The 23,606-nt window shown below is 39.8% G+C and carries 21 protein-coding genes; 9 read left to right on the top strand and 12 right to left on the bottom strand.

Annotation, left to right across the window (positions count from 1 at the left end; translation table 11 throughout):
• Positions 1 to 100 precede the first annotated feature (100 nt).
• Positions 101 to 895, top strand: coding sequence for an EAL domain-containing protein (locus FCU45_RS08490; RefSeq protein ID WP_137014271.1), 795 nt, complete (start codon positions 101 to 103; stop codon positions 893 to 895).
• A 15-nt stretch (positions 896 to 910) separates the two neighbouring features.
• Here the strand turns inward: FCU45_RS08490 and FCU45_RS08485 are convergent, their stop codons facing one another.
• Together FCU45_RS08485 and FCU45_RS08480 are read right to left on the bottom strand one after the other, a co-directional pair.
• Positions 911 to 2,029 carry a methyl-accepting chemotaxis protein gene (locus tag FCU45_RS08485; protein WP_137014269.1) on the bottom strand — a complete coding sequence of 373 codons (1,119 nt, stop codon included), beginning with the start codon at positions 2,027 to 2,029 and terminating at the stop codon, positions 911 to 913.
• A gap of 11 nt (positions 2,030 to 2,040) precedes the next feature.
• Positions 2,041 to 2,424, bottom strand: a complete 384-nt coding sequence (locus FCU45_RS08480) for a PAS domain-containing protein (protein WP_137014267.1) — start codon at positions 2,422 to 2,424, stop codon at positions 2,041 to 2,043.
• A gap of 205 nt (positions 2,425 to 2,629) precedes the next feature.
• On the opposite strand from FCU45_RS08480, the gene FCU45_RS08475 reads away from it, so the two are divergent.
• The 6 genes from FCU45_RS08475 to FCU45_RS08450 are packed head-to-tail and all read left to right on the top strand — an operon-like array spanning position 2,630 to position 7,988.
• Positions 2,630 to 3,100 carry an RNA pyrophosphohydrolase gene (locus tag FCU45_RS08475; RefSeq protein ID WP_137014265.1) on the top strand — a complete coding sequence of 157 codons (471 nt, stop codon included), beginning with the start codon at positions 2,630 to 2,632 and terminating at the stop codon, positions 3,098 to 3,100.
• Positions 3,101 to 4,312, top strand: a complete 1,212-nt coding sequence (locus FCU45_RS08470) for an aspartate kinase (protein ID WP_137014263.1) — start codon at positions 3,101 to 3,103, stop codon at positions 4,310 to 4,312.
• Between the two features lie 4 nt (positions 4,313 to 4,316).
• Positions 4,317 to 4,865, top strand: a complete 549-nt coding sequence (locus tag FCU45_RS08465) for a HobA family DNA replication regulator (protein WP_137014261.1) — start codon at positions 4,317 to 4,319, stop codon at positions 4,863 to 4,865.
• On the top strand, positions 4,852 to 5,478 hold the full coding sequence (locus FCU45_RS08460) for a DNA polymerase III subunit delta' (protein WP_137014259.1): 627 nt from the start codon (positions 4,852 to 4,854) through the stop codon (positions 5,476 to 5,478). The genes FCU45_RS08465 and FCU45_RS08460 overlap by 14 nt, the downstream gene beginning before the upstream one ends.
• The gene (folP, locus tag FCU45_RS08455) at positions 5,468 to 6,610 is read left to right on the top strand and encodes a dihydropteroate synthase (protein WP_137014258.1); all 1,143 of its coding nucleotides are present in this window, start codon (positions 5,468 to 5,470) and stop codon (positions 6,608 to 6,610) included. Before FCU45_RS08460 ends, folP begins: the two co-directional genes overlap by 11 nt.
• Before the next feature lie 16 nt (positions 6,611 to 6,626).
• Entirely contained in the window at positions 6,627 to 7,988 is a 1,362-nt protein-coding gene (locus FCU45_RS08450) for a GGDEF domain-containing protein (RefSeq protein WP_137014257.1), read from the top strand.
• 21 nt (positions 7,989 to 8,009) lie between these two features.
• Here the strand turns inward: FCU45_RS08450 and dnaK are convergent, their stop codons facing one another.
• A complete protein-coding gene (gene dnaK, locus FCU45_RS08445) occupies positions 8,010 to 9,896 on the bottom strand; it encodes a molecular chaperone DnaK (RefSeq protein ID WP_137014255.1) in 1,887 nt (628 codons plus the stop codon).
• Positions 9,897 to 10,001: 105 nt separating this feature from the next.
• A complete protein-coding gene (grpE, locus tag FCU45_RS08440; RefSeq protein ID WP_137014253.1) occupies positions 10,002 to 10,559 on the bottom strand; it encodes a nucleotide exchange factor GrpE in 558 nt (185 codons plus the stop codon).
• A 183-nt stretch (positions 10,560 to 10,742) separates the two neighbouring features.
• On the opposite strand from grpE, the gene FCU45_RS08435 reads away from it, so the two are divergent.
• On the top strand, positions 10,743 to 12,764 hold the full coding sequence (locus FCU45_RS08435) for an AsmA family protein (protein ID WP_137014251.1): 2,022 nt from the start codon (positions 10,743 to 10,745) through the stop codon (positions 12,762 to 12,764).
• Here the strand turns inward: FCU45_RS08435 and FCU45_RS08430 are convergent.
• From FCU45_RS08430 to FCU45_RS08405, 6 genes are read right to left on the bottom strand one after another with little or no spacing between them, the layout of a single operon-like run.
• A complete protein-coding gene (locus tag FCU45_RS08430) occupies positions 12,761 to 14,674 on the bottom strand; it encodes an EAL domain-containing protein (RefSeq protein WP_137014249.1) in 1,914 nt (637 codons plus the stop codon). The genes FCU45_RS08435 and FCU45_RS08430 overlap by 4 nt on opposite strands.
• A complete protein-coding gene (locus FCU45_RS08425) occupies positions 14,668 to 15,099 on the bottom strand; it encodes a hypothetical protein (RefSeq protein ID WP_137014247.1) in 432 nt (143 codons plus the stop codon). Before FCU45_RS08425 ends, FCU45_RS08430 begins: the two co-directional genes overlap by 7 nt.
• Positions 15,100 to 16,971 carry a TonB-dependent receptor plug domain-containing protein gene (locus tag FCU45_RS08420; protein ID WP_137014245.1) on the bottom strand — a complete coding sequence of 624 codons (1,872 nt, stop codon included), beginning with the start codon at positions 16,969 to 16,971 and terminating at the stop codon, positions 15,100 to 15,102. It abuts the gene before it with no gap.
• A gap of 55 nt (positions 16,972 to 17,026) precedes the next feature.
• Complete coding sequence (locus tag FCU45_RS08415) at positions 17,027 to 17,602, bottom strand: ComF family protein (protein WP_137014243.1); 576 nt, start codon at positions 17,600 to 17,602, stop codon at positions 17,027 to 17,029.
• 6 nt (positions 17,603 to 17,608) lie between these two features.
• Positions 17,609 to 19,399 carry a translation elongation factor 4 gene (lepA, locus tag FCU45_RS08410; RefSeq protein ID WP_137014241.1) on the bottom strand — a complete coding sequence of 597 codons (1,791 nt, stop codon included), beginning with the start codon at positions 19,397 to 19,399 and terminating at the stop codon, positions 17,609 to 17,611.
• A gap of 13 nt (positions 19,400 to 19,412) precedes the next feature.
• Positions 19,413 to 20,339, bottom strand: a complete 927-nt coding sequence (locus tag FCU45_RS08405) for a ribose-phosphate pyrophosphokinase (protein WP_137014239.1) — start codon at positions 20,337 to 20,339, stop codon at positions 19,413 to 19,415.
• A gap of 126 nt (positions 20,340 to 20,465) precedes the next feature.
• Here FCU45_RS08405 and FCU45_RS11605 point away from each other — a divergent pair, with 126 nt between their 5' ends.
• Positions 20,466 to 20,633 (top strand): hypothetical protein, encoded by a 168-nt coding sequence (locus tag FCU45_RS11605; protein WP_170175846.1) that lies wholly within the window; start codon positions 20,466 to 20,468, stop codon positions 20,631 to 20,633.
• A 5-nt stretch (positions 20,634 to 20,638) separates the two neighbouring features.
• Here FCU45_RS11605 and tpx read toward each other — a convergent pair whose 3' ends face one another.
• Positions 20,639 to 21,148 (bottom strand): thiol peroxidase, encoded by a 510-nt coding sequence (gene tpx, locus FCU45_RS08400; protein ID WP_137014237.1) that lies wholly within the window; start codon positions 21,146 to 21,148, stop codon positions 20,639 to 20,641.
• Positions 21,149 to 21,231: 83 nt separating this feature from the next.
• Entirely contained in the window at positions 21,232 to 23,574 is a 2,343-nt protein-coding gene (locus tag FCU45_RS08395) for a hybrid sensor histidine kinase/response regulator (protein ID WP_137014235.1), read from the bottom strand.
• Positions 23,575 to 23,606: the final 32 nt, after the last annotated feature.

The raw sequence follows: 23,606 nt of genomic DNA, 5'->3' as shown, positions 1-23,606 counted from the left end.
CAGCAGCGACGGTTCAAGAATAGTCTCCGATTTTACGGCGGGCATATCTTACGGTATAGAGCATCTGCACCATAGTGCCAACGTAGCACTTCAGGAGGCGATGGTCTCAAAACTCCCATACAAAGTCTATGAAATGACCCCGGAGTGTACTACTCTTAAAAAATCTACTCTGGATAAATATCAGGTCTACAAAGATGCTCTTCACAACGGTTATATAGTTCCATATTTTCAGCCTATCATAGATGCAAAAGACGGCTCTGTTATGAAGTATGAAGCACTTGCAAGACTTCAACTTCCTGATGGCAGAGTAGTTCCGCCCTATGATTTTTTAAGTATAGCGATCGAAGATAAGACGTTTGAGTTCTTTACCAGACAGATGATGCAAAAGGTCTTTAACGTATATGATAATACTTATGTAGAGTTCTCCATGAACTTGACTTATGAGAATATAAAGTCTCCGACGATGCTTGAATATATCAAAAACAGGCTAGAGAAGTACGGCGGCGAGAGAATGACGTTTGAGATAGTCGAGACCGAAGAGATAGAGGACTATGAAGTGGTAGAGAACTTTATTTTGATGATAAAAGAGTATGGGTGCAAGATATCTATAGACGACTTTGGAGCGGGCTACTCAAATTTTACAAATTTAATAAAGCTAAATATTGATTTTATAAAAATTGACGGCATGCTTATAACAAAACTTTTAAGTGATGAGAAAGCAAGGTTGATGGTTCAGGGACTGATACAGTTTGCAAAAAATATAAATATAAAGAGCATTGCCGAGTTTGTCAGTTCAAGTGAGATCTCGGATTGCGTAAAAGAGTTGGGGGTTGATTATTTTCAGGGTTATTATCACGGAGAGCCAAAAGATGCCAAATTTTACGGACTTGCGTAAAGCTTAGGCAACTCTCTATTTTTTAGAGAGGTTGCTTAGCGTATCTATGATCTCGTCCATCTTGTGGCTTATAAGACTCACTTCGCCTGAGATATCGTTTACTTCGCTTGCGTTTTTGTTGAGTGCATCAGAGCTCTCAGAGATAGATTGAATAAGAACATTTGTCGTTGCAGATGTCTCTGCAAGACTTTTCTGGGTTCTCTCTGCAAGTTTACGTACTTCATCCGCGACTACCGCAAATCCTCTTCCGTGTTCACCTGCACGCGCCGCTTCAATAGCCGCATTAAGGGCTAGAAGGTTTGTCTGTTCAGCGATATCACCGATTGTTGCCAAAATTGTCTTTGTCTCGTTCGCGTTTGCTACAAGAGTTTGGAGGTTCTCTACCATATCGTTCTCTTTGTGAGCAACGTTGTGAATTCTATCTACGGTAGAGTTTATCATCTCTTTTAAATCTTTGATCGTACTGTTTGTGATAGTAGAGATTGTCTCATTTAGTCTGTTTGATGACTCTACTATGGTGTTTTGGCTCTCTTTGTTCTTCTTCTCCATGCTCTCAAGAGAATCTCCAAGAGAGTTGATGTTGTTTAGAAGGTCTGCCATTTTAGCCTCTACATCCACTTTACTTCTTGTTGTGAATGAGCCCTCTGAGAATTTTTGAAGCGTAGCTATCGCATTGTCGAGGTTTCTCTCTGAAGAGGAGAGCATATTGTTAAGGGAGTTTCTAAGAACGTGAACATAAGGCGTTTTGGAATCAGATGAGATTCTGCATGAGTAGTGCCCTCTTGCTACTTTGTCGGTTAGAAGAACCATCTCTCCTGCAACTTTTGTATCGTTTAACATTGAAGCTTGATATGTTGTCACAATTTTGTTGAAGTTCTTTTCAGCTTCATCTGTCGGGTTTTCATCTATTTTGATCTTGTTTCTCTTAAACTCCATCATCTCTATTAGTTCTAATCTTTTTTGATTTAGAGCTTTGGCTTCACCGCCGCTTTTTTGAAGATTAAAGAGTATCACTACTAAAAAAGCGACAACTGCTAGAGATGCTTGGATGATATTTGAGTCCGTTAAAAAGAGAGAACCAATTAGGAGTATAAAAGCTATCGAGATGATCGTGATCTTTAAGTTATTATTCATTTTAAAATTTCCTATCTTAATGTTTTGTAGAGAGCTTCAGCTTCTTCGATCTCTGCTCTTGATGGCTTTCTGCGGCAAGAGAGATAAGTCTGCTCTTTTCTGGTTGTATCATACATCGGATATACTGTGGCAAAAACCCAGTAAAAACCTCCATCCTTTGTGCTGTTTTTTACATAACCTGTCCAAATCTTGTCGCTCTTTACCGTCTCCCAGAGATCTTTAAAAGCGGCTTTTGGCATATCTTTGTGGCGGACGACATTGTGCGGCTTGCCGACAAGCTCGTCAATGGTGTAGCCTGCGACTTTACAAAAGTCGTCATTGGCAAAAATAATAATACCCTTGGCATCTGTCTGAGAGACTAAAAAATCATCATTTTTTAAGATGTACTCCTGCATTGTCTACCTTTATATACTGAAATTGTCGCAATAATAACATAAATAAGTTAAAGTTTCATAGGTTACTTATAAAACTTTTTTGTGATGTTATTACCTGTTTTATGGGGGTTTTTAAAAATAATCAAAACTGAATTTTTTGATGAAATTAGTTTAATTTAATGGCATATTTTGTATAATCGCAACAATATTACAATCAAGTGAAATAATGAGCAAAAAAGATCTGTACCGCCCAAATGTTGCGATGATAATCGTCTCGAGCAGTTATCCTCATACAAAAGAGATATTCTTAGCGCAAAGAAATGATCTAGCTGATGTCTGGCAGTTTCCTCAAGGCGGAATAGATGAAGGTGAAGAGGTTCAAGAGGCACTTTTTCGCGAGCTTCTAGAAGAGATAGGTACGGATATGGTAGAGGTGATCGCCGAGTTTCCGGAGTGGATATCTTACGATTTTCCTTCAAGAATCGCAGAGAATATGAAACCCTTTATCGGACAAAAGCAGAAGTACTTTTTGGTTAAACTCCATGAGGATGCTGCTATTAATATTCATACCGATGAGCCTGAGTTTAGCGAGTATAAGTTTGTAACCGTAGATGAGGCTCTGAATTTGAGTGCCAGTTTTAAAAAGAACGTATATGAGAGTGTAATAAGTTATTTCAAAAAAGAGGGATTATTGTAGATGTTAATAGTTCAAAAATTCGGCGGAACAAGTGTCGGCGACTTAGATCGCATCCAAAATGTGGCTAACAGGGTCGCAAAAACAAAAAAAGCGGGCAACGATGTAGTTGTTGTCGTTTCAGCAATGAGCGGAGAGACAAACAAGCTTGTCTCATACGCGGAGCACTTCTCAAAAAACCCTGCAAGGGCAGAGATGGATATGCTGTTAAGCTCCGGTGAGAGAGTAACTGCTTCACTGCTCGCCATTGCTCTAAGTGAGATGGGTTATGATGCGGTCTCTATGACGGGGAGAAAAGCCGGAATAGTGACTGACAACATTCATACCAAAGCGCGTATAGAGGAGATAAATCCTTCAGTGATGCATGAGGCTATAAAAGAGGGAAAAATTGTAGTGGTAGCAGGCTTTCAGGGAGTATCTCAAGACGGAAACGTAACTACGCTTGGACGCGGCGGAAGTGATCTTTCGGCAGTTGCGATCGCAGGTGCGCTAAAGGCTGATCTTTGTGAGATATATACAGATGTAAGCGGAATCTTCACAACAGATCCTAGGATCGAGCCAAAAGCAAAAAAACTTGAGAAGATCTCATACGACGAGATGCTTGAACTTGCATCTCTCGGTGCAAAAGTACTTCAAAACCGCTCAGTCGAGCTGGCTAAAAAATTAAACGTAAATTTAGTAACAAGAACAAGCTTCTCTGATGAAGAGGGAACATTAATAACCAAGGAAGAAAGTATCATGGAAAAACCGTTAGTAAGTGGAATTGCATTAGATAAAAATCAGGCTCGCGTCTCTTTGGTAGGCGTAAAAGATAGACCTGGAATAGCATCGGATATATTTACAAAGCTCTCAAGCAACAGTGTAAATATAGATATGATTATCCAAAATGTCGGACATGACGGCAAAGCTAACATCGACTTTACAGTTCCTGTGGGTGATTTAAGTGATGCTAAAGGAGTTATGGATAAATTTGTAGACGATGCTGAGGTAGATGAAGCTTCTTATGATGAGAACATCTGCAAAGTCTCGATAGTTGGTGTCGGTATGAAGTCTCACACGGGTGTTGCGGCAAAAGCTTTCTCGACTATGGCAAAAGAGAATATAAATATAAATATGATCTCGACATCTGAGATAAAGGTCTCAATGGTCATAGATGAGAAGTATGCAGAGCTTGCCGTTAGAAGCCTTCACGCTGCTTACGAGCTAGACAAGTAGCCTAATGCAAGAGTTTGCACAGTGGAGCTTGGATGCCATAAGAGAAGAGGGTGGCTGTTTTAGCTGGCTTGAAGAGCAGCGATTTGACTGGACTACTACAACCTCGCAGGCGTTAGAGCAGATACTTTGCGGCAAAACTATCATCCTTATTACGGATGAGAAGAGAAAGTGGCTTGAGAGCTACATCCTTGACAACCTTAACAGCTCTCAGATGGAGAGACCTCTTCTGCCTATAGTAAGCATAGAGAGTATGTACAAGCACTACAACAGTGTCAGCGGCGGAGAGATGCTTGACGTAGTCGAAGATATGATATCTTTGGCACACAAAGAGGATTACTTTTTTTGGTATATCGGCAAGGGTGATGACAAAAGAGCTGATCTTGCAAAAAGAAAAGATACCAGCTACTTTTGGATATTTGATGAAGAGTATATCAATGCTTTTACTCTAAAATCTTACGACAAGCTGCTAGATATAAAACTGCTTCAACTCTACCGTCTCTTTAATGCATCTCTTAATGCAGCGATGTTTGGAGAAGTCGATGTCAACTCATGAGCCTAAAAGAGGCTATATTCTTATCTCCTCGGATATAGAGTCTGAGTATCAAAGAATAAGCGAGGAGCTAAAACCGAGCAGAGTCGTCGGTTTTATAGAGGATGAGTTCAAGATAGAGCACGCAAAAGCCGTCGTAGCGGAAGCCTATATAAGTGAAGCTCAGACGAAATATCTGATCCTAGGCGCTAACAGCTTCAATAACATATCACAAAACTCCCTTTTAAAACTTCTAGAAGAGCCTCCAAGAAATATAGAACTTATCATTATCTCTCCTACCAAATCAAACCTTCTTCCGACTGTCCGCTCAAGAATGCCCATAATAAAAGGGGAGAAAAAAAGCTCGCCTGTGCCCATAGAGATCAATCTATCACGTATTAGTTACAAAGAGGTCTTTGAGTTCTTAAAGGCAAATGCAAGAGTAAAAAAGAGCGAAGCCAAGGCTTTGGTCGAAGCGCTCTATCATAAGGCGACAGTTGTTGAAAAACTGATACTTACGTCACTGCAGCTTCAAAATTTTGACAAGGCTTACAGGCTTTTAGAGTTAAACTCCAGACCGCAGAGTGTTCTGGCTATGTTAGTTATGAGTTTTGTAGGAGAAAAAAATGCAAATTGAACTTTTGTCAAACAGTATAGATAAACAGAGATATTTAAAAGAGCTGGGTGTAGACAGCGGGGGCATATCTATACTGGCTTCAAAAGCAACTTATTATACCATCTACATAAGAGATCTGCATGTCGGAGCGGCAAATATTTTAAAGCAGGACGCTCTTAGCGTGGGGGCAGATCTGGCTGTACCGCGCGGAACCGTCATGGCAAAAACTCCATATGTCGATTGCATACTTATTGCTACTGCAAGAGAGCTTGAGACTCTTAGCAAAAAAGAGCTTGCCCAGCCGTTTGGACTAAAAGATGTGGCAAAAAAGCTACAAGAGATATTAAAGATCAAAAAACCCAAAAAAGTGGAGATCATGGGGGTAATAAACGCAAATGACGACAGTTTTTACTCCGAGTCCAGATTTAACGGCAATACAGCGGTAGAAGCAGTAGAGCGCATGATAGATGAGGGTGCCGATATTATAGACATAGGCGGAGTATCATCCGCCCCTTCCTCTCTTTATGTAGACAAAGATGAGGAGTTTAGAAGATTAAAACCTCTCTTTGATGCCATAAAAAAGGCAAAGCTATACAAAAATACAAAGTTTAGCATCGACAGTTATGAGCCTGAGGTGATAACTTGTGCGCTTAAGAGCGGCTTTGAGATAGTAAACGACATCACCGGACTCTCTAACGATGCAGTCTCAAAACTTTGTGCAAGCAATAACGCCGCCGCAGTGATCATGCATATGCAGGGGACTCCTCAGACAATGCAAAATGAGCCAAAATATGATAATATACTAAGCGAAATATATTCGTTTTTTGAACAAAGAGTCGCAAGAGCGGAGTTTTTAAATGTAAAGCATATAACGCTTGATGTAGGAATAGGCTTTGGCAAGACATTGGAGCACAATCTTATGCTTATAAAACATCTTGGACACTTTTTAACACTTGGCAAGCCTCTGCTTGTAGGCGCTTCAAGAAAGTCTATGATAGATAAGATATCGCCATCTTCGCCGCATGAGAGGTTGGCGGGAACCTTGGCTCTTCATCTCGAAGCCGTAAAAAACGGCGCTTCGATAATACGCGTACATGATGTAAAAGAGCATCTGCAGGCACTGAAGGTACAAGAGGCATTAAATACGATATAAAAGGGGCTACTTAGATATGATTTTTCCAAAAATAGGGAGCATTGCGACGACTTCGGTTGTCTCAATAGATATAAATAACAAAATCTCAGATGCTATGAAAAAGATGTTCAACAACGAACACAGGAATATATTGGTCATAGACGGTGACATTTTTCGTATCATGAGAGTGACTGATATCTTAAATATGAAATCAAGAGATATAGATATGGACAGCTCTTTAAAAAATATAGAGCTGCCTTTGGTTCCGATAATAAACAAAGATAAAACCGTTCTGCATACGCTTGAGTATTTAAACTGCGAAGTAGAGTATATATGTGCAGTCGATGATGAGGGGAAGCTTTTTGGACTCATCTCCCACACCGATATCATAAGCAGCATAGATCCAGATACATTGATGGATAACTTCTGTCTTCTTGATTTTTTAAAACTGGGTAAAAGAGCTAAGTGGGTAAACAAAGATCTAAAGACGGCAGAGCTGCTTTGCGATATGGCAAAGAACTCTTTTGAGAGCGTTATAGTCATTGAAAATTTAAAGCCGATAGGTATATTTACGACCAAAGATGTTATTCGCATTATTGAGAAAAATGATGATCTAAGTAAACCGATAAGTACATATATGTCATCACCCGTCGAGACCATTGGCAAAGATTGTTCGGTCAAAGGGGCTCTGGAGTTTTTAAGAGAGAAGCACTACAAGAGAGTGGTCGTAGTCGATGATGAGGGTAAGATGTCGGGAGTTATATCTCAAAAAGAGCTTATTGCCACGACCTACTCCAGATGGGCGCTCTTGACAAAAGAGTATCAAAAAGAGCTTGATGAGATGAATGCCGAACTGATGCATAAAAACATAAAATATAAAGAGATGGCATCAAAAGACCAGCTTACAAATCTATACAACAGACATAAGTTTTTAAGGCTCTTTCAGTCATCACACCGCACAATGGTTGAGAGAGAAAATGAGATGTCGTTGATAATAGTAGACATAGACAATTTTAAAAAGATAAACGACACATACGGTCATAATGTAGGGGACTTGGTGATAGTTAAGATATCTAAGCTTTTAGTTGAAAAGTTAAGAGAGATAGATATAGTATGCAGATGGGGAGGCGAAGAGTTCGTGATACTTCTTCCTGCGGTAAATATTGATAATGCTCTCTTGGTGGCTGAAAAATTAAGAAGCTCTATTGAGCAGCTTGAGATAGATAGTCTAGGGAAAATAACTGCAAGTTTTGGAGTCTCTTGTGTGCATAAAGATGATGATGTTCATTCTGTGATCAACAGGGCTGATATCGCTCTTTACTCCGCTAAAACTGCGGGAAGAAACCGTGTAGAAAAGGCGAACTCAAGAGCCACACTTGAGGAGAGCTTCCACAAATAATGCGGAAGCTCTTAGAGTATATTACTCTATTTCAGCGTCTATTACGTCGTCCTCTTCCTTCTTCTTTTTAGCATCGGCAGCACCTGCTTCAGCACCTTGATCTTTTTTGTACATCTGCTCAGCCATTTTATGACTTGCTTCAGTTAGAGTTTTTACTTTCGCTTCGATCTGCTCTTTTGTAGCACTCTCATCTTTTAGAGTCTCTTTGAGCTCAGCTATAGCGCTCTCGATAGTTGCTTTCTCTTCTGCTTCGATCTTCTCACCCATCTCGCCAAGAGATTTTTCAGTCTGTGCAATAAGCGCATCGGCTTGGTTCTTAAGCTCAACAAGCTCTTTTCTTTTTGAGTCTTCAGCTTTATGAGCCTCAGCATCTTGAACCATTTTGTTGATCTCTTCTTCGCTTAGTCCTGAACTTCCAGAGATTGTGATCGATTGAGATTTACCTGTACCTTTGTCTGTTGAGCTAACAGTTAAAATACCGTTTGCATCGATGTCAAAAGTAACCTCGATCTGAGGTACGCCTCTTGGAGCTGCAGGAATATCACCTAGTTCAAAAAGACCTAAAGATTTGTTATCTTTTGCAAACTCTCTCTCACCTTGAACAACCGAGATGCTAACAGCAGGCTGATTATCTTCGGCAGTTGAGAAGATCTGAGATTTTTTAACAGGTATTGTAGTACCTTTTTCAATGATCTTAGTAGCAACACCGCCTAGAGTCTCGATCCCAAGAGATAGCGGAGTAACATCTAGAAGAAGTACATCTTTAACATCTCCTCTTAAAACACCACCTTGGATAGCAGCACCTGCAGCAACCACTTCATCAGGGTTTACCCCTTTGTTGAGTTTTTTACCGCCGAAGAAATCAGATACCATCTTTTGTGCCAATGGAACACGAGTTGATCCACCGACCATAATGATCTCTTTGATAGCGTCGTTGTCTAAGTCAGCATCTTTCATAGCCGTTTTAATATGGCTGATAGTCTCTTCAACAAGCTTCTCGATCATACTCTCGAATTTAGCACGAGTAAGTTTTGTCACAAGGTGTTGAGGTCCCGCTTCTGTCATAGTGATAAACGGAAGGTTTATCTCAGTCTCAGTTGAGCTTGATAGCTCTTTTTTAGCATTTTCAGCAGCATCTTTTAGACGTTGAAGTGCCATCTTGTCATTTTTAAGATCGATTCCGTGAGAGCTTTTAAACTCGCTGTTTAGGTAGTCAACGATCTTGTTGTCAAAGTCGTCTCCACCCAAGAATGCGTTACCGTCAGTTGAGAGAACCTCAAAAGTACCATCGCTAATCTCTAGCACAGTAACGTCAAATGTTCCGCCACCCAGGTCGTAAACAAGTACGTTCTCTTCGCTTTTGCTGTCTAGTCCGTATGCAAGAGCAGAAGCTGTCGGCTCGTTGATGATACGTAAGACGTTAAGTCCCGCAATAGTTCCCGCATCTTTTGTCGCTTTTCTCTGCGCATCGTTGAAGTATGCAGGAACAGTGATAACCGCGTCAGTTACAGTCGAGCCTAAGTAAGCCTCTGCATCCTCTTTTAGTTTACTGAGGATCTTAGCAGAGATCTCTTGCGGCGTGTAGATCTTTCCAGCAACATCAACTGCCGCCATACCGTCTTTGTCTACTATGTTGTATGTTACTTTGTCGTGAGCCGCTTTTGCGTTCTCTTCGCTCATCATAAGACCCATAATTCTCTTAATAGAAGAGATGGTCTTGTTCGGGTTTGTGATCGCCTGACGTTTTGCAGGATCTCCTACTAAAACTTCGCCTTTATCTGTAAATGCAACAACCGAAGGAGTTGTGTTTTTTCCCTCTTTGTTCGGGATGATCTTTGCTTCACCGCCCTCATAAACCGCTACACATGAATTTGTTGTTCCTAAATCTATACCTATTACTTTTGACATAATTTTGTTTCCTTTGTTTTTTGTTTTGTAAAAATTTGTTCTACTTGGCGAAGTTATATCGCCTTACTCTTTTTTTCTTTGCTACTTAAGTAGCATTGGCGAGTGTTAATTCGCTACAACTACCATTGCTTCACGAAGCGGTCTATCTTTATATCTGTATCCGGTTTGAAATGTCTGAACGATTTGACCGCTCTGGACCGTATCGCTATCTACGCTCTGGATAGCATTATGGATATTTGGGTCAAACGGCTCTTCATGAGAGACCATAGTCACGCCATGCTTTTGCAAAGAGTTGGTAAGTTGTTTTAAAGTAAGCTCTATACCCTCTTTGAGTTTTTCCAAATGCTCTTGCGGATCATTTATGTTTTGCGTAGAAGATAGTGCCATTTGAAGTGCATCCATTACAGGTATCATATCTTTGGCAAATTTCTCATTTGAATACTCAACGGCAGTATACTTCTCTTTCTCCAGCCTCTTTTTGATGTTATCAAAGTCGGCGTGAACACGAGCGTACTTATCTTTAAGAGCAGTTAGCTCCTCTTGTAAAAGATCAAGTTCGTTTTCAACAGCTTGGGCTTCTGCGGCAGCTTCTTCGGCTACTTCGTTAAGCTCTTCATTTTCAAGAGATTCTTCTTGAAGCTCTTCATTATTATCTTTTGACATAGTTGTTAAATTACTCCTTTTTTTATAAAGATGGCATTATTATACATATTGAGTGTAATAATGTCAAGTATTAATTGATTTTATTTAGTTAATTAAGTTGAGTCTACTATTATCAACTTTATCGTTTGCTAAAAAAATAGCTTATATTGTATTATTCTAAAACAGATGTACATTGGAGAGAGTATGAAGTTTTTAGCTTGGATAGGCGCAATTTTAGCGGTAGTTGTTGCAACTCTGTATATAGCAGCTTTTAGCAAAATGGGTAATGGATTTGTAAAGCCTTTTATAGAGGCCAAGATCAAGGAGCAGACGAAACTGGAGAGTAAGCTAAATGAGTTTCGTCTGGACATAAGCGATTTCGAGATAGTTTTAGAGGTAAACAGGGGCAATATTATCAGAGCAAAAGGGGAGTACTCGCTTTTTGCAAAATCTTTTGACATCTCTTACGATGTAGAGCTTAAAGACCTTAGCAGTTTAAAACCTTTAACAAAAACGGAGCTAAGAGGAGCTTTTGCAACGGATGGAAGAGTTTACGGCGATATGGCTTTTATGAAGATAGACGGTAAAAGCAGTGTAGCAAAGAGCGATACTGCTTACCATATCGAGCTTCACGAGCTAAATCCGACATCCATCATCGCAAACATTAAGGGGGCAGAGTTGGCTTCGCTTCTCTATATGAGTGCTCAAAATCCGTGTGCGACGGCAGGGATAGATATGGATCTGAACTTCAGAGACATAACGCCCAATAAGATGGATGGAGAGGTTGTTTTAAAAAGCAGAGACGGAAAAATCGATCCTAAATATATGTTAAGCGACTTTAATGTCACCATCCCTAAAACTTCGTTTTCTATGGATCTGAATGCAAAATTAAAGGGTGATGAAATAGAGTACAGCTCCAGCCTGCTCTCGAACCTCTTTAATATAAACTCATACGGAACAATTGTGCCCGAGCCCCTCAAAACCGACTTGAAATACTCGTTAAATATAGAAGACCTTGAGGTGTTAAAGCCCATAACAAAGGCAGATATACGAGGTTCTCTCAAACTAAGCGGAAGCGCAAAAGGGGGCAGGGAGAGACTCTCAGTTGCGGGCATAAGCGATATTGCATCATCGGAGAGTGTTTTTGAAGCTATCTTAAAAGATTTTGCTCCCGCATCCATAAAAGCAAAAATAGTAGATCTTGATATTGCAAAACTTCTCTATATGGCAAAACAGCCCCACTATACGGATGGAGTGCTCTCAATGAATGTGGATATAAGCGACGCAAGGGCGGACTCACTTAGCGGAAAAGTAGATACTATAGTAACAAAGGGAGTTCTTGATTCAAAATATCTAAGCAAAACGTATGAGTTTGCATCTACTATGCCAAAAACTCTCTTTAGCCTTAAAGCAGAGACCCTTCTAGAGGGAGATATTGCTGATACAAAGGCAAAACTTAGCTCAAACATTGCAGGTTTAGAGATGAAGAGTGCAAAGTTCAATATGAAAGATGGATCTTTAAAGAGTGATTACAAGCTAAGCGTACCTGATCTTAACGCTCTCTTTTTTGTGACAAAGCGTCACATAAGAGGCTCTCTTGCGGCGTATGGTGATATATCAAAGTCAAAAGATCTAGATCTCACCTTTAATTCAAATATTGCAAAAGGGAAGGTGGCTGCAAAGCTTCATAATGATGAGTTTCATGCGGATGTTAGTTCGGTAAGCGCAAATGCAGTTTTGCATATGTTTTTCTATCCCGAGATAGCAGACGCTTGGCTAAATGCAAAAGTAGATTACAATCTGGCGCAAAGCAGGGGGAGCATGAAGGCTCAGGTCTCAGATGCGGTTTTTGTGAAAAATCAGACATTTGATCTTATAAAGCAGTACACAAAAGTTGACATGTACAGAGAGCATTTTAACGGTGATATGGATGCAAAGGTAGATAAAGATAGTGTTTTGGCTTCAATTGACCTTCGCTCAAAAGAGGCTTCAATAAAGACGGCAGCAACAAAGCTAAATACGAAAACAAATATGATAGATACCGACATTACTTTAAGAGCTAAGAAAAACGAGATAAGCGGAAGGCTTGTAGGCGATATTGACTCTCCTAAAATAGTGATCGATCTGGAGAAGTTTATGAAATCAGAAGCCGGTAAAAAGGTGGAAGAGAAGGTAAATAAGGTGATCGAGAAAGAGATAAATAAATTCTTTAAAAAACTATTTTAAAGAATTTTAAAAAGCTCATCACTCTCGACAAGATAATTTTTTGGCTCTGAGATGTAGTACCCCTGCATAAAATCGATATCGAGAAGGAGCAGCTTTTCATATACCTCTTTTGAGTGGACAAACTCCGCTATCGTCTGCATATTACTCTGCGCAGCAAAGTGTATAATGCTCTTTACCACTTTAAAATCTTTTGCATTGACATCAATATTTTTGACAAGCGAGCCGTCGATCTTTAGGAAGTTTGCTTCTATGTCTATAATAGTTTTGAAGTTTGAGTAGCCGCTTCCAAAATCATCGATAGAGACCTTTGCTTTAAGAGAATGGAGCAGGTTTATCTTCTCTTTAAATAGCTCAATATCGTCGATCTCGTCACTCTCAAGTATCTCAAACGTAACACGAGAAGCAAGATGCTGGTCATCTCGCAGGTTCCTGACAATGGTCTCCTCTATATCAGGATTGATGAGGTCTGAGAAGTTCATATTTATACTTACAAGCTTGTTGTTGTTCTTAAAGGTCTCAAAGACCAATAGAAGAATCCTCTGTGTTAGTTTGTAGTGAATATTTGTCTCTTTTATCTGAGGCAAAAAGGCAAGAGGGGGAACTATCTTGCCATCTCTTGTAACTATCCTCACCAGTGCTTCATATTTGAATATTCTTGTGTGTTTAAAGTCGTAGATTGGCTGATAGTGGCAGATAACCCTATCTTCATCAATAGCCTCTTTTACAAAACTTATGTCTGCAGAGGATGAGAAATCCTCTCTGCTTGCTTTTTCATCATAGCAGATCACTCTGTTTCTTCCGCTTCTTTTAGCAACATAGAGCATTTTGTCGGCTATTTTTATTGCCTCTTGGAGGTTTTTCTCAAGATACGGATATTTATGCAGACCTATAGAGACGCTTACATTGATCTCATGGGTATCATATGAAAAGTGCTCTTTTAGTATGTTTTTTCTTAAGCGCTCACATATGTCTATGTCCGATTTTGTTTTGCTTCTGTTATTTATAAGAAGCAAAAACTCCTCTCCGCCGTATCTTACCAAGATATCGCTGTCTCTGATAGAGTCTTTAAATACTTCGCTCGCTTGAGAGAGAACGTAGTCGCCGGCTTTATGCCCGTAGGTATCGTTTATGATCTTAAATTTGTCCAGGTCAAGCATTGCCAAAGAGTAGTGTTCAAGGTTTAGCAAAGGCGAAATTTCTTCAAGATAATTTCTGTTGAATGTTTTTGTAAGAGGGTCTGTAAATATTTTTTTTCTGGTAATAAAATAGTGAAAGATTTGCATAAGAGTCATGCTCATAAATATAACAATAAATACTGCGAGGAGTGTAAAAAGAGTCTCCAACGGTTTGATAGACTCTAGGATAATTGTTTTAATATCTGTCGTAAAATCAATAGTAAAAAGAGCTACAACTTTACCGTCTTGCATGATTGGGTGCAGGTAGGTTATGTAAAGATTCTCAATATATTGCCCTCGAATGATTTGTGGTTTTTTTGTTCTATAGAGAAGATTGTACTCAGAGGAGGAAACATCAAATTTTTGATTGAAATTTGCTTTGTCTGTTTTTGAGGCATCTAACAAAAAACGAAACTTCTCTTTAGTATCCTTGTAGAGGATGTAGGAGTATTTTACATCAGAAGTTAGCATCATAGAGAGCATATCTTCATACATTTTTGCATTTTTTTTGTTTTGAAAGAAAGAGAGTAAATCTTTGCTTGGATGCTTTGAAGCCTCTAGAAGAATCTGCTGCTGCATATTTTCAAGAACATAGGAGATTTTCGCTATCTCATGTTTTTCAATACGCTCAAAAATCGCTTCTTTTGCTTTTGTAATCTCATTGTAGGTATAAATAAAGAATAGCCCAAGAAGAAATAGAAGAAAAAAGATAAAAAGTTCTCTTCTTTTTACCATATCTTCTCCTCGTTGTACATCTCAAGTTCTTTGGAAATTGTGATTCTTTGTTTTTTTGCTCTAGGTTCTATGAGAACAATATTGGGTCTGCCCTTTTTCCAGAACATTGAGCCAAAACTCTGAGGAATCTTCCTAAGAAGATCGTAGTCAAGAACAAAAACTGCTTTATTACAAATCTTTTTTGGAAGATTTTTCTTCTCCTCAACTATAAGAATCGTAGCTTCACGACAATCATCGGTTGTTTTGAAATGTCCAGTTTTTTCAAACTCTTGTATAAGTGTTTTGTTATCAGACCACAGAACAATCTCTTTGCCCATCTCAATATTCAGAAAAATTTTTTCTAAAATTTGTGCCTGAATCGCACTCTTTGATTGGTTTGCAAAGAGTGATAATGCTAGAGCAAGAAGGAGAAAAAGCTTTTTCATTTAAAAAATATACTCCAGTGTCAAGATACCACGTCTTTGGAGCGCGGGAATCTTTGCTCCATCGATACTTGTCTCAATAGCTTTGTCAAAGATGTTTTCGCCTTTGAGTTTGAGGTTGACATGCTTGTTATAGTGGTAAATCGCTCCTGCGGTGTAGTCGTATCCTGCATCCATATATACACCATCAGCACCAACATAAGAGGAGCGATAGATGAGTTCATTGTAAAGGTCAAATTTGCCAAATGTAGAGTAAAGTTGTACGAGAGCACCTCTGTCGGAGGTGAAAGAGTAGTTGTCTTTGTAGGCTCTAAAGTACTCAGCGATAAGTTTGTTCTCTGCATCAAATCTGTAATCTAAAGTAAGAAAAAATTGTGAGAAATCTGAATTTCCATTATTGTTTACATACGTGCCTAGTGCTCGGTTAAAAATAATTCCATCTTTTGATTTAGATACCCCTGTTCCAAGAGTAAGAGTGAGTTTCTCTTTTTTGTATTCAACCTCTACTTTCATTACACGATTTTTCGAAGCTTTTAAATTTGGATTTGGAGTAGCAACGGGTGAAAAAGTTGTCTGCGAAAAGATAGGATATATATACCCTTTTTGGATAAAACTTTTGAGTGAAAACTCTTCTGAAATTTTTGCAAGATATGCAAGACGCAAAATATACTCTGTATCTGCTTCAGTTAAATGGTTGTCGTAATAGTCTGCTTTTGCACCAAGTGTAATCTGGTGGTCGTCATTGATGTCATAACTGTCTTCGGCGAAGAGCATATAGATGTCAAGTTGTTTAGGACCAAGCTGATAGCTTTTTTCTATGTCGTTGCTTTGAATCGAATCTAGAAAAAAGGTTTTAAGCTTTGCTTCTGCGCCAAATAAGAAGTTGTGGTCGTTATAACTATGGCGCTTTCGTAGAAGTATATCATAGGCATAAGAGCCTGTAGCAACATTAAGATTAGTGCTTGAAGAGCCATCAAAAAGAGGTATGCCAAAAGTGTCACTGTTTTGAATATCAATTTCTTCGTAGGTACCTGAGATAATGAGCTCTGTTTGTGAAGGGAGATTTTTTGTAAACTGAAGATAGCTATAAGTTGAGGTAATATCTCCTCCCTCTATACCTGAGCTAATTGCATTAAATCCATTAAAGATATCACTTTTCTCCCTTGAGACACCACCTTCAATAAGATAGTCATCTTTTTTGGCAAAATTAACGTAAAGCTGACCTCTGCTGCTGTCTCTTGAGAGCTCTTTGTTGTTTGCGTTTCTCTCTTTGTCAAATCTGTTGCCGCTTACATCAATGTTGGCAAGATAGGAGTAGTCGTCAAAATTTTGCGCATCAATGATTTGCCCTCTGCTGCCACCATTTGAATCAATCGACCCTTGTGCGACGGTTGCATTTTCTCGTGAGGGGTCTTTGGTGTAGAGCTTGATAACCATGTTCCCGGGTTCGCCATGAAATGAAATAGCATTGGATGCTTGATAAACCTCGATATGGTCTATAAAATTAAGCCCCATCTGTCCAAATTGCGCAATTCCTGTACCTGATGTAATAGAGGTAACCTCATAAGAGTTGATATATATTTTTACAGACGACATGGACTGCCCTGAGTAAGGACTCTTTACTAGAGCTGTTGGACCAAAAGAGGAGTTTTTAAGTGTAAACATCTTTAGTGTTTTAAATACATCATTGAGTGTGTAAGCTTGCATTTTGTCTAAGTCAGAACGACTAAAGACAGTGGTATTACCTGATTTTTCTTGTTTGGTTTCATAAGAGAGTTCACTTGCTTCGCGGTACTGCGAAAGAAGTTCATCAAGATTTGTATCCTGAGCATATAAAAAAGTAGAAAAAAGTAGAAAAAATACAACTATATGCATTCATATCCCCCACAAATGTCATGAATGGTAATGCATCAGTATATTAAATGAATGCTTAGTTTACACTTGCAGAAGCAAGTGTGAGACAAAATAGAGTCTCTATATTCTCTTTTTGCAAAGCTTCAACAGCCTGAGTCAGAGTCGAGCTTGTCGTAATAATATCATCTACTAAAATAGCGCTTTTGACATTAAGTTCTTTCAGTTCAAAATCTCTGGGATTTAGGAGCCTGAATTGCTTGGTTTTTCCGGAGTAGCTAACCCTGTTCTTTGCTCTTAGTTTGCCAAAAAGAGGCTTTATATATCTGCTCTTAAGCGCTCTGTTTAGTATCGCTGTATGAGAGTAGCCTGATTTAGTATAATCATCGACGCCTATTGAGACTACCTTATGCGGATACTCAAACTCAGATGCGAATTTTGTGATGGAGTTTTTTGCCAATATAGAGTAGATGTAGTAGCCGATATCGGTATGTTTTGTATGAAGAAGCTCTTTTATATCGCCATATTTGTAAAATGAGATAACTTCTATGTTGCCGAGGATCTTTCTTCTGTAGATGGAGGGGGTTAAAAAGTTGTTTTGACACTTTTTACAGATGTGTGAAAGGGAGAGATTCTCACACATCAGGCAGCGCATTTGGTATCAATCCATCTTAAGCACGGACATAAATGCTTCTTGAGGAAGATTTACCTTTCCGATGGACTTCATTCTTTTTTTACCCTCTTTTTGCTTCTCAAGAAGTTTTCTTTTTCTGGTTATGTCTCCGCCGTAACACTTGGCCGTGACATTTTTGCCCATGCTCTTTACTGTCTCTCTTGCAATGACTCTGCTTCCTATCGAAGCCTGAACCGCAACTTCAAAAAGCTGTCTTGGGATGATCTCTTTCATGTTTTTTACAAGTGCGCGTCCTCTTGACTCAGCAGACGTGATAGGAACTATAATACTTAGCGCATCGACCACTTCGCCTGCAACTTTGACATCGAGTTTTACGAGGTTACCCTCTTTAAAGTCTATCGGCTCATAGTCAAAACTTGCATAACCCTTGGAGATCGATTTGAGTTTGTCATAAAAGTCTACAACGATCTCGTTCATCGGCAAAGAGTACTCAAGCATAACCCTGTCTTCGTTTAAGTAGGTCATCTTGTCTTGCATACCTCTTTTTGAGATAAGGAGTGTAATGACGTTTCCAAGATATTCACTAGGCGTAATTACGGTCGCTTTTACATAAGGCTCTTCGATCTTCTCTATCTGGCTTACAGATGGGAGCTCTGAAGGGTTCTGCACCTCTACCATATCGCCGTTGGTGAGATATACGTGGTAGACAACCGAGGGTGCCGTTGCAATAAGATCAAGGTCAAACTCACGCTCTAAGCGCTCTTTGATAACCTCCATATGCAACATTCCCAAAAATCCGACACGAAAACCAAATCCAAGAGCGATAGAGGTCTCAGGCTCGTAAGAAAGTGAGGAGTCGTTAAGCTTTAGTTTGTTAAGAGCGTCTCTTAACTCCTCAAACTTATCGGTGTCTATCGGGTAGAGACCTGCAAAAACAAATGGTTTGGCAGGTTCATACTTAAGAGCAGGCTCCGCAGTCGGGTTTTTTGCATCGGTAATTGTATCACCTACATTTACGATGCTGACATCTTTAAGACCCAGAACTACTATACCTATCTCTCCGCTTTTAATTGCATTTGTTTTTTGTCTCTTTAGCGGGTGAGGGTACATAAGGTCGAGTACTTGATGCTCTTCGTTGTTGCTCATAAGTTTTACAAGCTGATTCTTTTTTATCTCGCCGTCAAACACACGCACAAGAGCCAATGCTCCCAGATAAGGGTCAAACCATGAGTCGTAGATGATAGCTTTTGTGGTAGCCTTAGGATCTCCGCTAGGGGCAGGAATACGCTCAACTATGGCATCTATAAGTTCGCGGATGCCTACTCCTGTTTTTGCAGATACCAATACCGCATCGGTCGCATCTATGCCGATACTTGTCTCGATCTCTTCGGCAACTTTAATTGGGTCTGCCGCAGGGAGGTCAATCTTGTTTATAACGGGAATCAGCTCAAGGTTGTTATCCATTGCCAAGTAGACGTTTGCGATCGTTTGTGCTTCAACGCCTTGAGCGGCATCTACGATAAGAAGCGCACCGTCACTTGAAGCCAAAGATTTGCTAACCTCATAAGAGAAGTCGACGTGGCCCGGAGTGTCAATAAGATTGAGGATGTAGTGCTCGCCGTCTTTTACGTAGTCAAGTCGAACGCTTTGCGCCTTTATGGTAATGCCGCGCTCTTTTTCTATATCCATCGTATCCATCATCTGTTTTGTAAGCTCACGCTCACTAACAGCTCCGCACTCCTGAATGATCCTGTCTGCTAAAGTGCTTTTTCCGTGGTCTATATGTGCGATAATAGAAAAGTTTCTAATATTCTTCAATTAATTCCCTTGTTTATGCAAAAAGTGAATTAACACTCTCGTTGTGATAGACCCTGCGAATAACCTCTGCAAAGAGAGGTGCAACCGTGAGCACTACAATCTTCTCATGTGGTTTTGATTCAAGAGTGTTTGTAACGATAAGTTCGTCAAGTTCGCCGTTTTGGATGTTGTCGTAAGCTTTTCCGCTGAGCACTGCGTGTGTAGCACAAGCGATAACAGAAGTTGCACCCTTGTTCTTAAGCGCTGTTGCGGCTTTTACCATTGTTCCTGCCGTATCTACCATATCGTCGATCATAATAACATCTTTGCCATCAACATCACCGATGATATTCATAACTTCGCTCTCGTTCGCTTTTTCGCGGCGTTTGTCCACAATCACCATATCAAGTCCCATTCTTGTGGCAAAGTAGCGTGCACGAGCGACTCCGCCGATGTCTGGAGAAGCGATAATAGGGTTTTTTAGATTTTTGCTCTTTATGTAGTTCTCAAAAGTTATAGAGCCATAGAGATTATCGACAGGAATATTGAAAAAACCTTGGATCTGTCCTGCATGAAGATCTATCGTAACAACTCTGTTTATCCCTGCAGCTTCATACATATCTGCAACTAATCTTGCGGTGATCGGAACACGAGGAGCAGCTTTACGGTCCTGTCTTGCATAGCCGTAGTATGGAACAACTGCCGTGATGCTAGAAGCTGAAGATCTGCGAAGAGCATCTGTCATAATTAGAAGCTCCATAAGATTGTCGTTTGAAGGAGCACCGGTTGACTGAACAATAAATACGTCACGACCGCGTACACTCTCGGCGATCTGAACTGAGATCTCACCGTCACTAAACTTTTTAACATCGGCTTTAGCCAATGGAACATCTAAAATCTGACAAACCTCTTTTGCAAACTCTACACTTGCTGAACCTGCAAAAATTTTATAACCGCGCATGGGATACCTTTTAGAAAATTTAGTGTGAATTATACAAAAATAGTGCTGAGGAGTTGTTAAAGCGAAGCGGATATAAAAGCTTTGCAATGTGATACAATATAATTTTTAAAGCAGGCGGGGACGTGTATGCAAAAAAGTATCGCTTTTGCGGTTGTCTCAGAGGGACTTACGGTTGCGGCTTGGGTTTCGATGTGGGAGGCGCTGGTAATATTTTTGGTTAAGTGGATGCCCTATAAAAAGAAGATCTCTCTTTATGAGCGCATCGCTAATGCTAAAGTTGTCTTTAGCGCATAAGAGGTTTATCTAGCCTGTTTTATCGCCTCAAGAGCTGCTTCATAGTTTGGCTCTGCAGTGACTTCGCCAACTATCTCTTTGTAGACGATCACTCCGCTTCGATCAATCACAAAAACGGCTCTTGCGCTCAATCCTTTTAGTTTGTTGTCAGACATTAAAACACCGTAAGCTTTGCTTACCTCTTTGTCGATATAGTCGCTTGCAACTGAGAGATTTTCGATGCCGCTTGTGGTACAAAAACGCTCCGAAGCAAACGGAAGGTCCATAGAGACAACGGTAGTCTCACAGATGTCTAGGTTGTTTACATCTTCGTTAAATCTTCTTGTCTCTGCCGCACAGGTGTCCGTATCCAGTGATGGGACTGTTATAAGCAGCTGTATCCTATCTTTTGCGCCGCCTATCTCTATGTTGTTCAAGTCGGTTCCTATTGCGTGCACAACGGGTGCTTTGTCCCCAACGTTAAGCGCGTCTCCCTCTAAATTTACCGTGCTCCCTTTAAACATTGTCGTCTGCATAAATATACCCTTAAATTTTTTTTAACGATATTAACATAAAAATTATGTAAATTCTCTTTTATAGGTTGATTTTTTATGCACTTTTACGAGAGGAAACGTTTTAAAACTCTGTTAAGCTCTGCCATGTCTATAGGTTTTGCTATGAAGTCATCTGCTCCGGCTTCAAAGAACTTTTTTCTGTCCTCTTCCATTACGTTTGCGGTGAGAGCCACTATTGGAGTAGGCTTAAGAGCGTTTTTACTCTCATGTTCACGTATCTTATATATTGCCTCTACTCCCGTCATATTAGGCATACTCTCATCCATCAGGACAAGATCAAACTTTGATGAGTTGAAGATTTTTAGAGCCTCCAAGCCGTCTTCGGCAATGGTAGGATTTAAAGAGTACTCTTGAAGCAGTATCTCCATAAGCATCTGGTTCATCTTATTATCTTCTGCGACTAGAACATTTCCGCAGAGGTTAGAGTAGTCAAAATTCTCTTCGAGTTCAGACTCTCCATCTTTTAGGTACTCTATCTCTCCTGATTCGCAGTTCTCAAGAGGAAGAGAGAGGGTAAACGTGCTTCCTTGCCCCTCTTTGCTAGAGAGCGAGATATCTCCGCCCATAAGGTGGGCTAGTTTTAGTGAGATGGAGAGTCCAAGACCGGTGCCGCCATATTTTTCACCGCTTCTGTAGCCTGCTTGCTCAAAGGCGCCGAATATTCTCTTTTGAGCATCAAGAGGTATGCCAATACCCTCATCTTTAACCGAGACAATAAGAGTTGAATCTTTATAGACAATGTCGATAAATATCTTTTTGTCTTGGGGAGTAAACTTAAATGCATTGCTTAAAAAGTTAAACAGTATCTGTTTTATTCTTAGCAGGTCGCCCTCTAGGCAGTATGGGATATTTGGGTCTATATTGGAGATCAGTTCGATGGACTTCTCTTTTGCTGTCGGCTCAAAAAGCTTGCTTACATACTCCAGCTCTTTTTGTGGATGGAAAAAGTGCTTGTTTATCACAAGTTTGCCGCTCTCTATGGTGGAGAGGTCTAAAATATCATCTATTACATGCATAAGTGTTTTTGAATTTGATAGGATGATATTGAGGTAAGAGAGGTTCTTTTCATCTTTTATGCTCTTTTTTAGAAGATTGATAAATCCAAGTATTGCATTCATCGGAGTTCTTATCTCATGGCTCATATTTGAGAGGAACTCCTCCTTTGCCTTTTTTGCCGCAAGTGCCTTGTGAGTCCTACCTTCAGCAAGCAGCTTCTCCTCTTGCGTAGCTTTAAATCTGTCTGCCAAAGCAAAGGAGAGCAAAATCGTATCGATAATCATACCATAATCGACTGCATGAAGTCCGATATCCGTATATGGTATCAGCGCCATGACGGTAAGGGCTGTGACCAAAGTTCCAAGCAGTCCTGCAGTAATGGCGAGAAAGAATAGCTTTGCGTAGTGATTGCCCCTTAAGATGGAGTAGATGGTTATCCCAAAAACATAGAGACTAAATAGTACCGTCAGGCTTATGGCAAAAGTTACGTGGTATCTGTAGCTGATAAAGAAGGTGACTATCATAATAGTGACATAAATAAGGAGAAGATAGTTTGTGATTAAATTGAGTCTTGGAAATGAGTTTTTGAGATTTAAAAATGATTGTGCAAAGAGTATCCCGCCTATGGAGAATAGATATATAAATGTCGACTCAAACCAGTTTTGAAGAGTAGGATAGTCATAAAAAAACCACTTGAAAGTGTAGCAGTTGTAAGATGCGTTCATAACCAAAAAGAGTCCTAGGTAGAGGACGTAGAAGCCGTAATATGCTATTTTTATCCTAAAAAACAGAATCAGGTTATAAAGCAGCATAGCCATTATGATCCCGTATACAAAACCCGTGTAGTTTGAGTGGACTATCTCATCTTGTAAAAACTCGGAGCTATCCATAACGGAGATCGGGACAATAAAGGGATCAAGAGTCCTTATCTGCACAAAAAGGCTTGAGTATCCGCTCCCAAACTCATGCTCAAAATTTGTATTGACATGATCCAGTGATCTGTTTTTATATGCAAAAGTATCTCCGCCCTCATATACCCAGAGCTTTGAGTTCTTACTCTCTATATGTACTTTTACGCTGTCTATCCATGGGATTCCGATGACTATTAATTTTTTTATGGGAGTTGTCTCTTTGTTATAAACATCAAATTTGTACCATAAGGCGGATGTGGTAAAGAGCTGAGTGTCAACATCTCTGTTTAGGGGTTTAAAAGCATCTTGCGGCAGATCTTTTATCTGCTCAAAATCCATCTTCGCACTTTTGTCCTCAAAGTAGAGGAGGCTCTTGCCGATGTTTCTGTTTTTTTGAGAGAGATCTAGTGCCTGTTGTGATGAAGAAGCTTCACTAAGAGTTATGAAGAAAAATATTAAGAAGTAGAATATTTTTTGCATCTATGAGCTTCTTTTTAATTAAAAATAGCACG

The sequence above is a fragment of the Sulfurimonas crateris genome, assembly GCF_005217605.1.
Lineage (GTDB): Bacteria > Campylobacterota > Campylobacteria > Campylobacterales > Sulfurimonadaceae > Sulfurimonas > Sulfurimonas crateris.
This window is presented reverse-complemented; position numbering and strand designations above follow the sequence as displayed.

Bases quoted from the DNA above. Each gene is read 5' to 3' on its own strand.
- FCU45_RS08420 (WP_137014245.1), bottom strand. From the start codon at position 16,971: ATGCATATAGTTGTATTTTTTCTACTTTTTTCTACTTTTTTATATGCT.
- FCU45_RS11605 (WP_170175846.1), top strand. From the start codon at position 20,466: ATGCAAAAAAGTATCGCTTTTGCGGTTGTCTCAGAGGGACTTACGGTT.
- FCU45_RS08415 (WP_137014243.1), bottom strand. From the start codon at position 17,602: ATGCGCTGCCTGATGTGTGAGAATCTCTCCCTTTCACACATCTGTAAA.
- tpx (WP_137014237.1), bottom strand. From the start codon at position 21,148: ATGCAGACGACAATGTTTAAAGGGAGCACGGTAAATTTAGAGGGAGAC.
- FCU45_RS08435 (WP_137014251.1), top strand. From the start codon at position 10,743: ATGAAGTTTTTAGCTTGGATAGGCGCAATTTTAGCGGTAGTTGTTGCA.
- FCU45_RS08395 (WP_137014235.1), bottom strand. From the start codon at position 23,574: ATGCAAAAAATATTCTACTTCTTAATATTTTTCTTCATAACTCTTAGT.
- FCU45_RS08470 (WP_137014263.1), top strand. From the start codon at position 3,101: ATGTTAATAGTTCAAAAATTCGGCGGAACAAGTGTCGGCGACTTAGAT.
- FCU45_RS08485 (WP_137014269.1), bottom strand. From the start codon at position 2,029: ATGAATAATAACTTAAAGATCACGATCATCTCGATAGCTTTTATACTC.
- FCU45_RS08405 (WP_137014239.1), bottom strand. From the start codon at position 20,339: ATGCGCGGTTATAAAATTTTTGCAGGTTCAGCAAGTGTAGAGTTTGCA.
- FCU45_RS08450 (WP_137014257.1), top strand. From the start codon at position 6,627: ATGATTTTTCCAAAAATAGGGAGCATTGCGACGACTTCGGTTGTCTCA.
- grpE (WP_137014253.1), bottom strand. From the start codon at position 10,559: ATGTCAAAAGATAATAATGAAGAGCTTCAAGAAGAATCTCTTGAAAAT.
- FCU45_RS08490 (WP_137014271.1), top strand. From the start codon at position 101: ATGGTCTCAAAACTCCCATACAAAGTCTATGAAATGACCCCGGAGTGT.
- folP (WP_137014258.1), top strand. From the start codon at position 5,468: ATGCAAATTGAACTTTTGTCAAACAGTATAGATAAACAGAGATATTTA.
- FCU45_RS08480 (WP_137014267.1), bottom strand. From the start codon at position 2,424: ATGCAGGAGTACATCTTAAAAAATGATGATTTTTTAGTCTCTCAGACA.
- dnaK (WP_137014255.1), bottom strand. From the start codon at position 9,896: ATGTCAAAAGTAATAGGTATAGATTTAGGAACAACAAATTCATGTGTA.
- FCU45_RS08460 (WP_137014259.1), top strand. From the start codon at position 4,852: ATGTCAACTCATGAGCCTAAAAGAGGCTATATTCTTATCTCCTCGGAT.
- FCU45_RS08465 (WP_137014261.1), top strand. From the start codon at position 4,317: ATGCAAGAGTTTGCACAGTGGAGCTTGGATGCCATAAGAGAAGAGGGT.
- FCU45_RS08475 (WP_137014265.1), top strand. From the start codon at position 2,630: ATGAGCAAAAAAGATCTGTACCGCCCAAATGTTGCGATGATAATCGTC.
- FCU45_RS08425 (WP_137014247.1), bottom strand. From the start codon at position 15,099: ATGAAAAAGCTTTTTCTCCTTCTTGCTCTAGCATTATCACTCTTTGCA.
- FCU45_RS08430 (WP_137014249.1), bottom strand. From the start codon at position 14,674: ATGGTAAAAAGAAGAGAACTTTTTATCTTTTTTCTTCTATTTCTTCTT.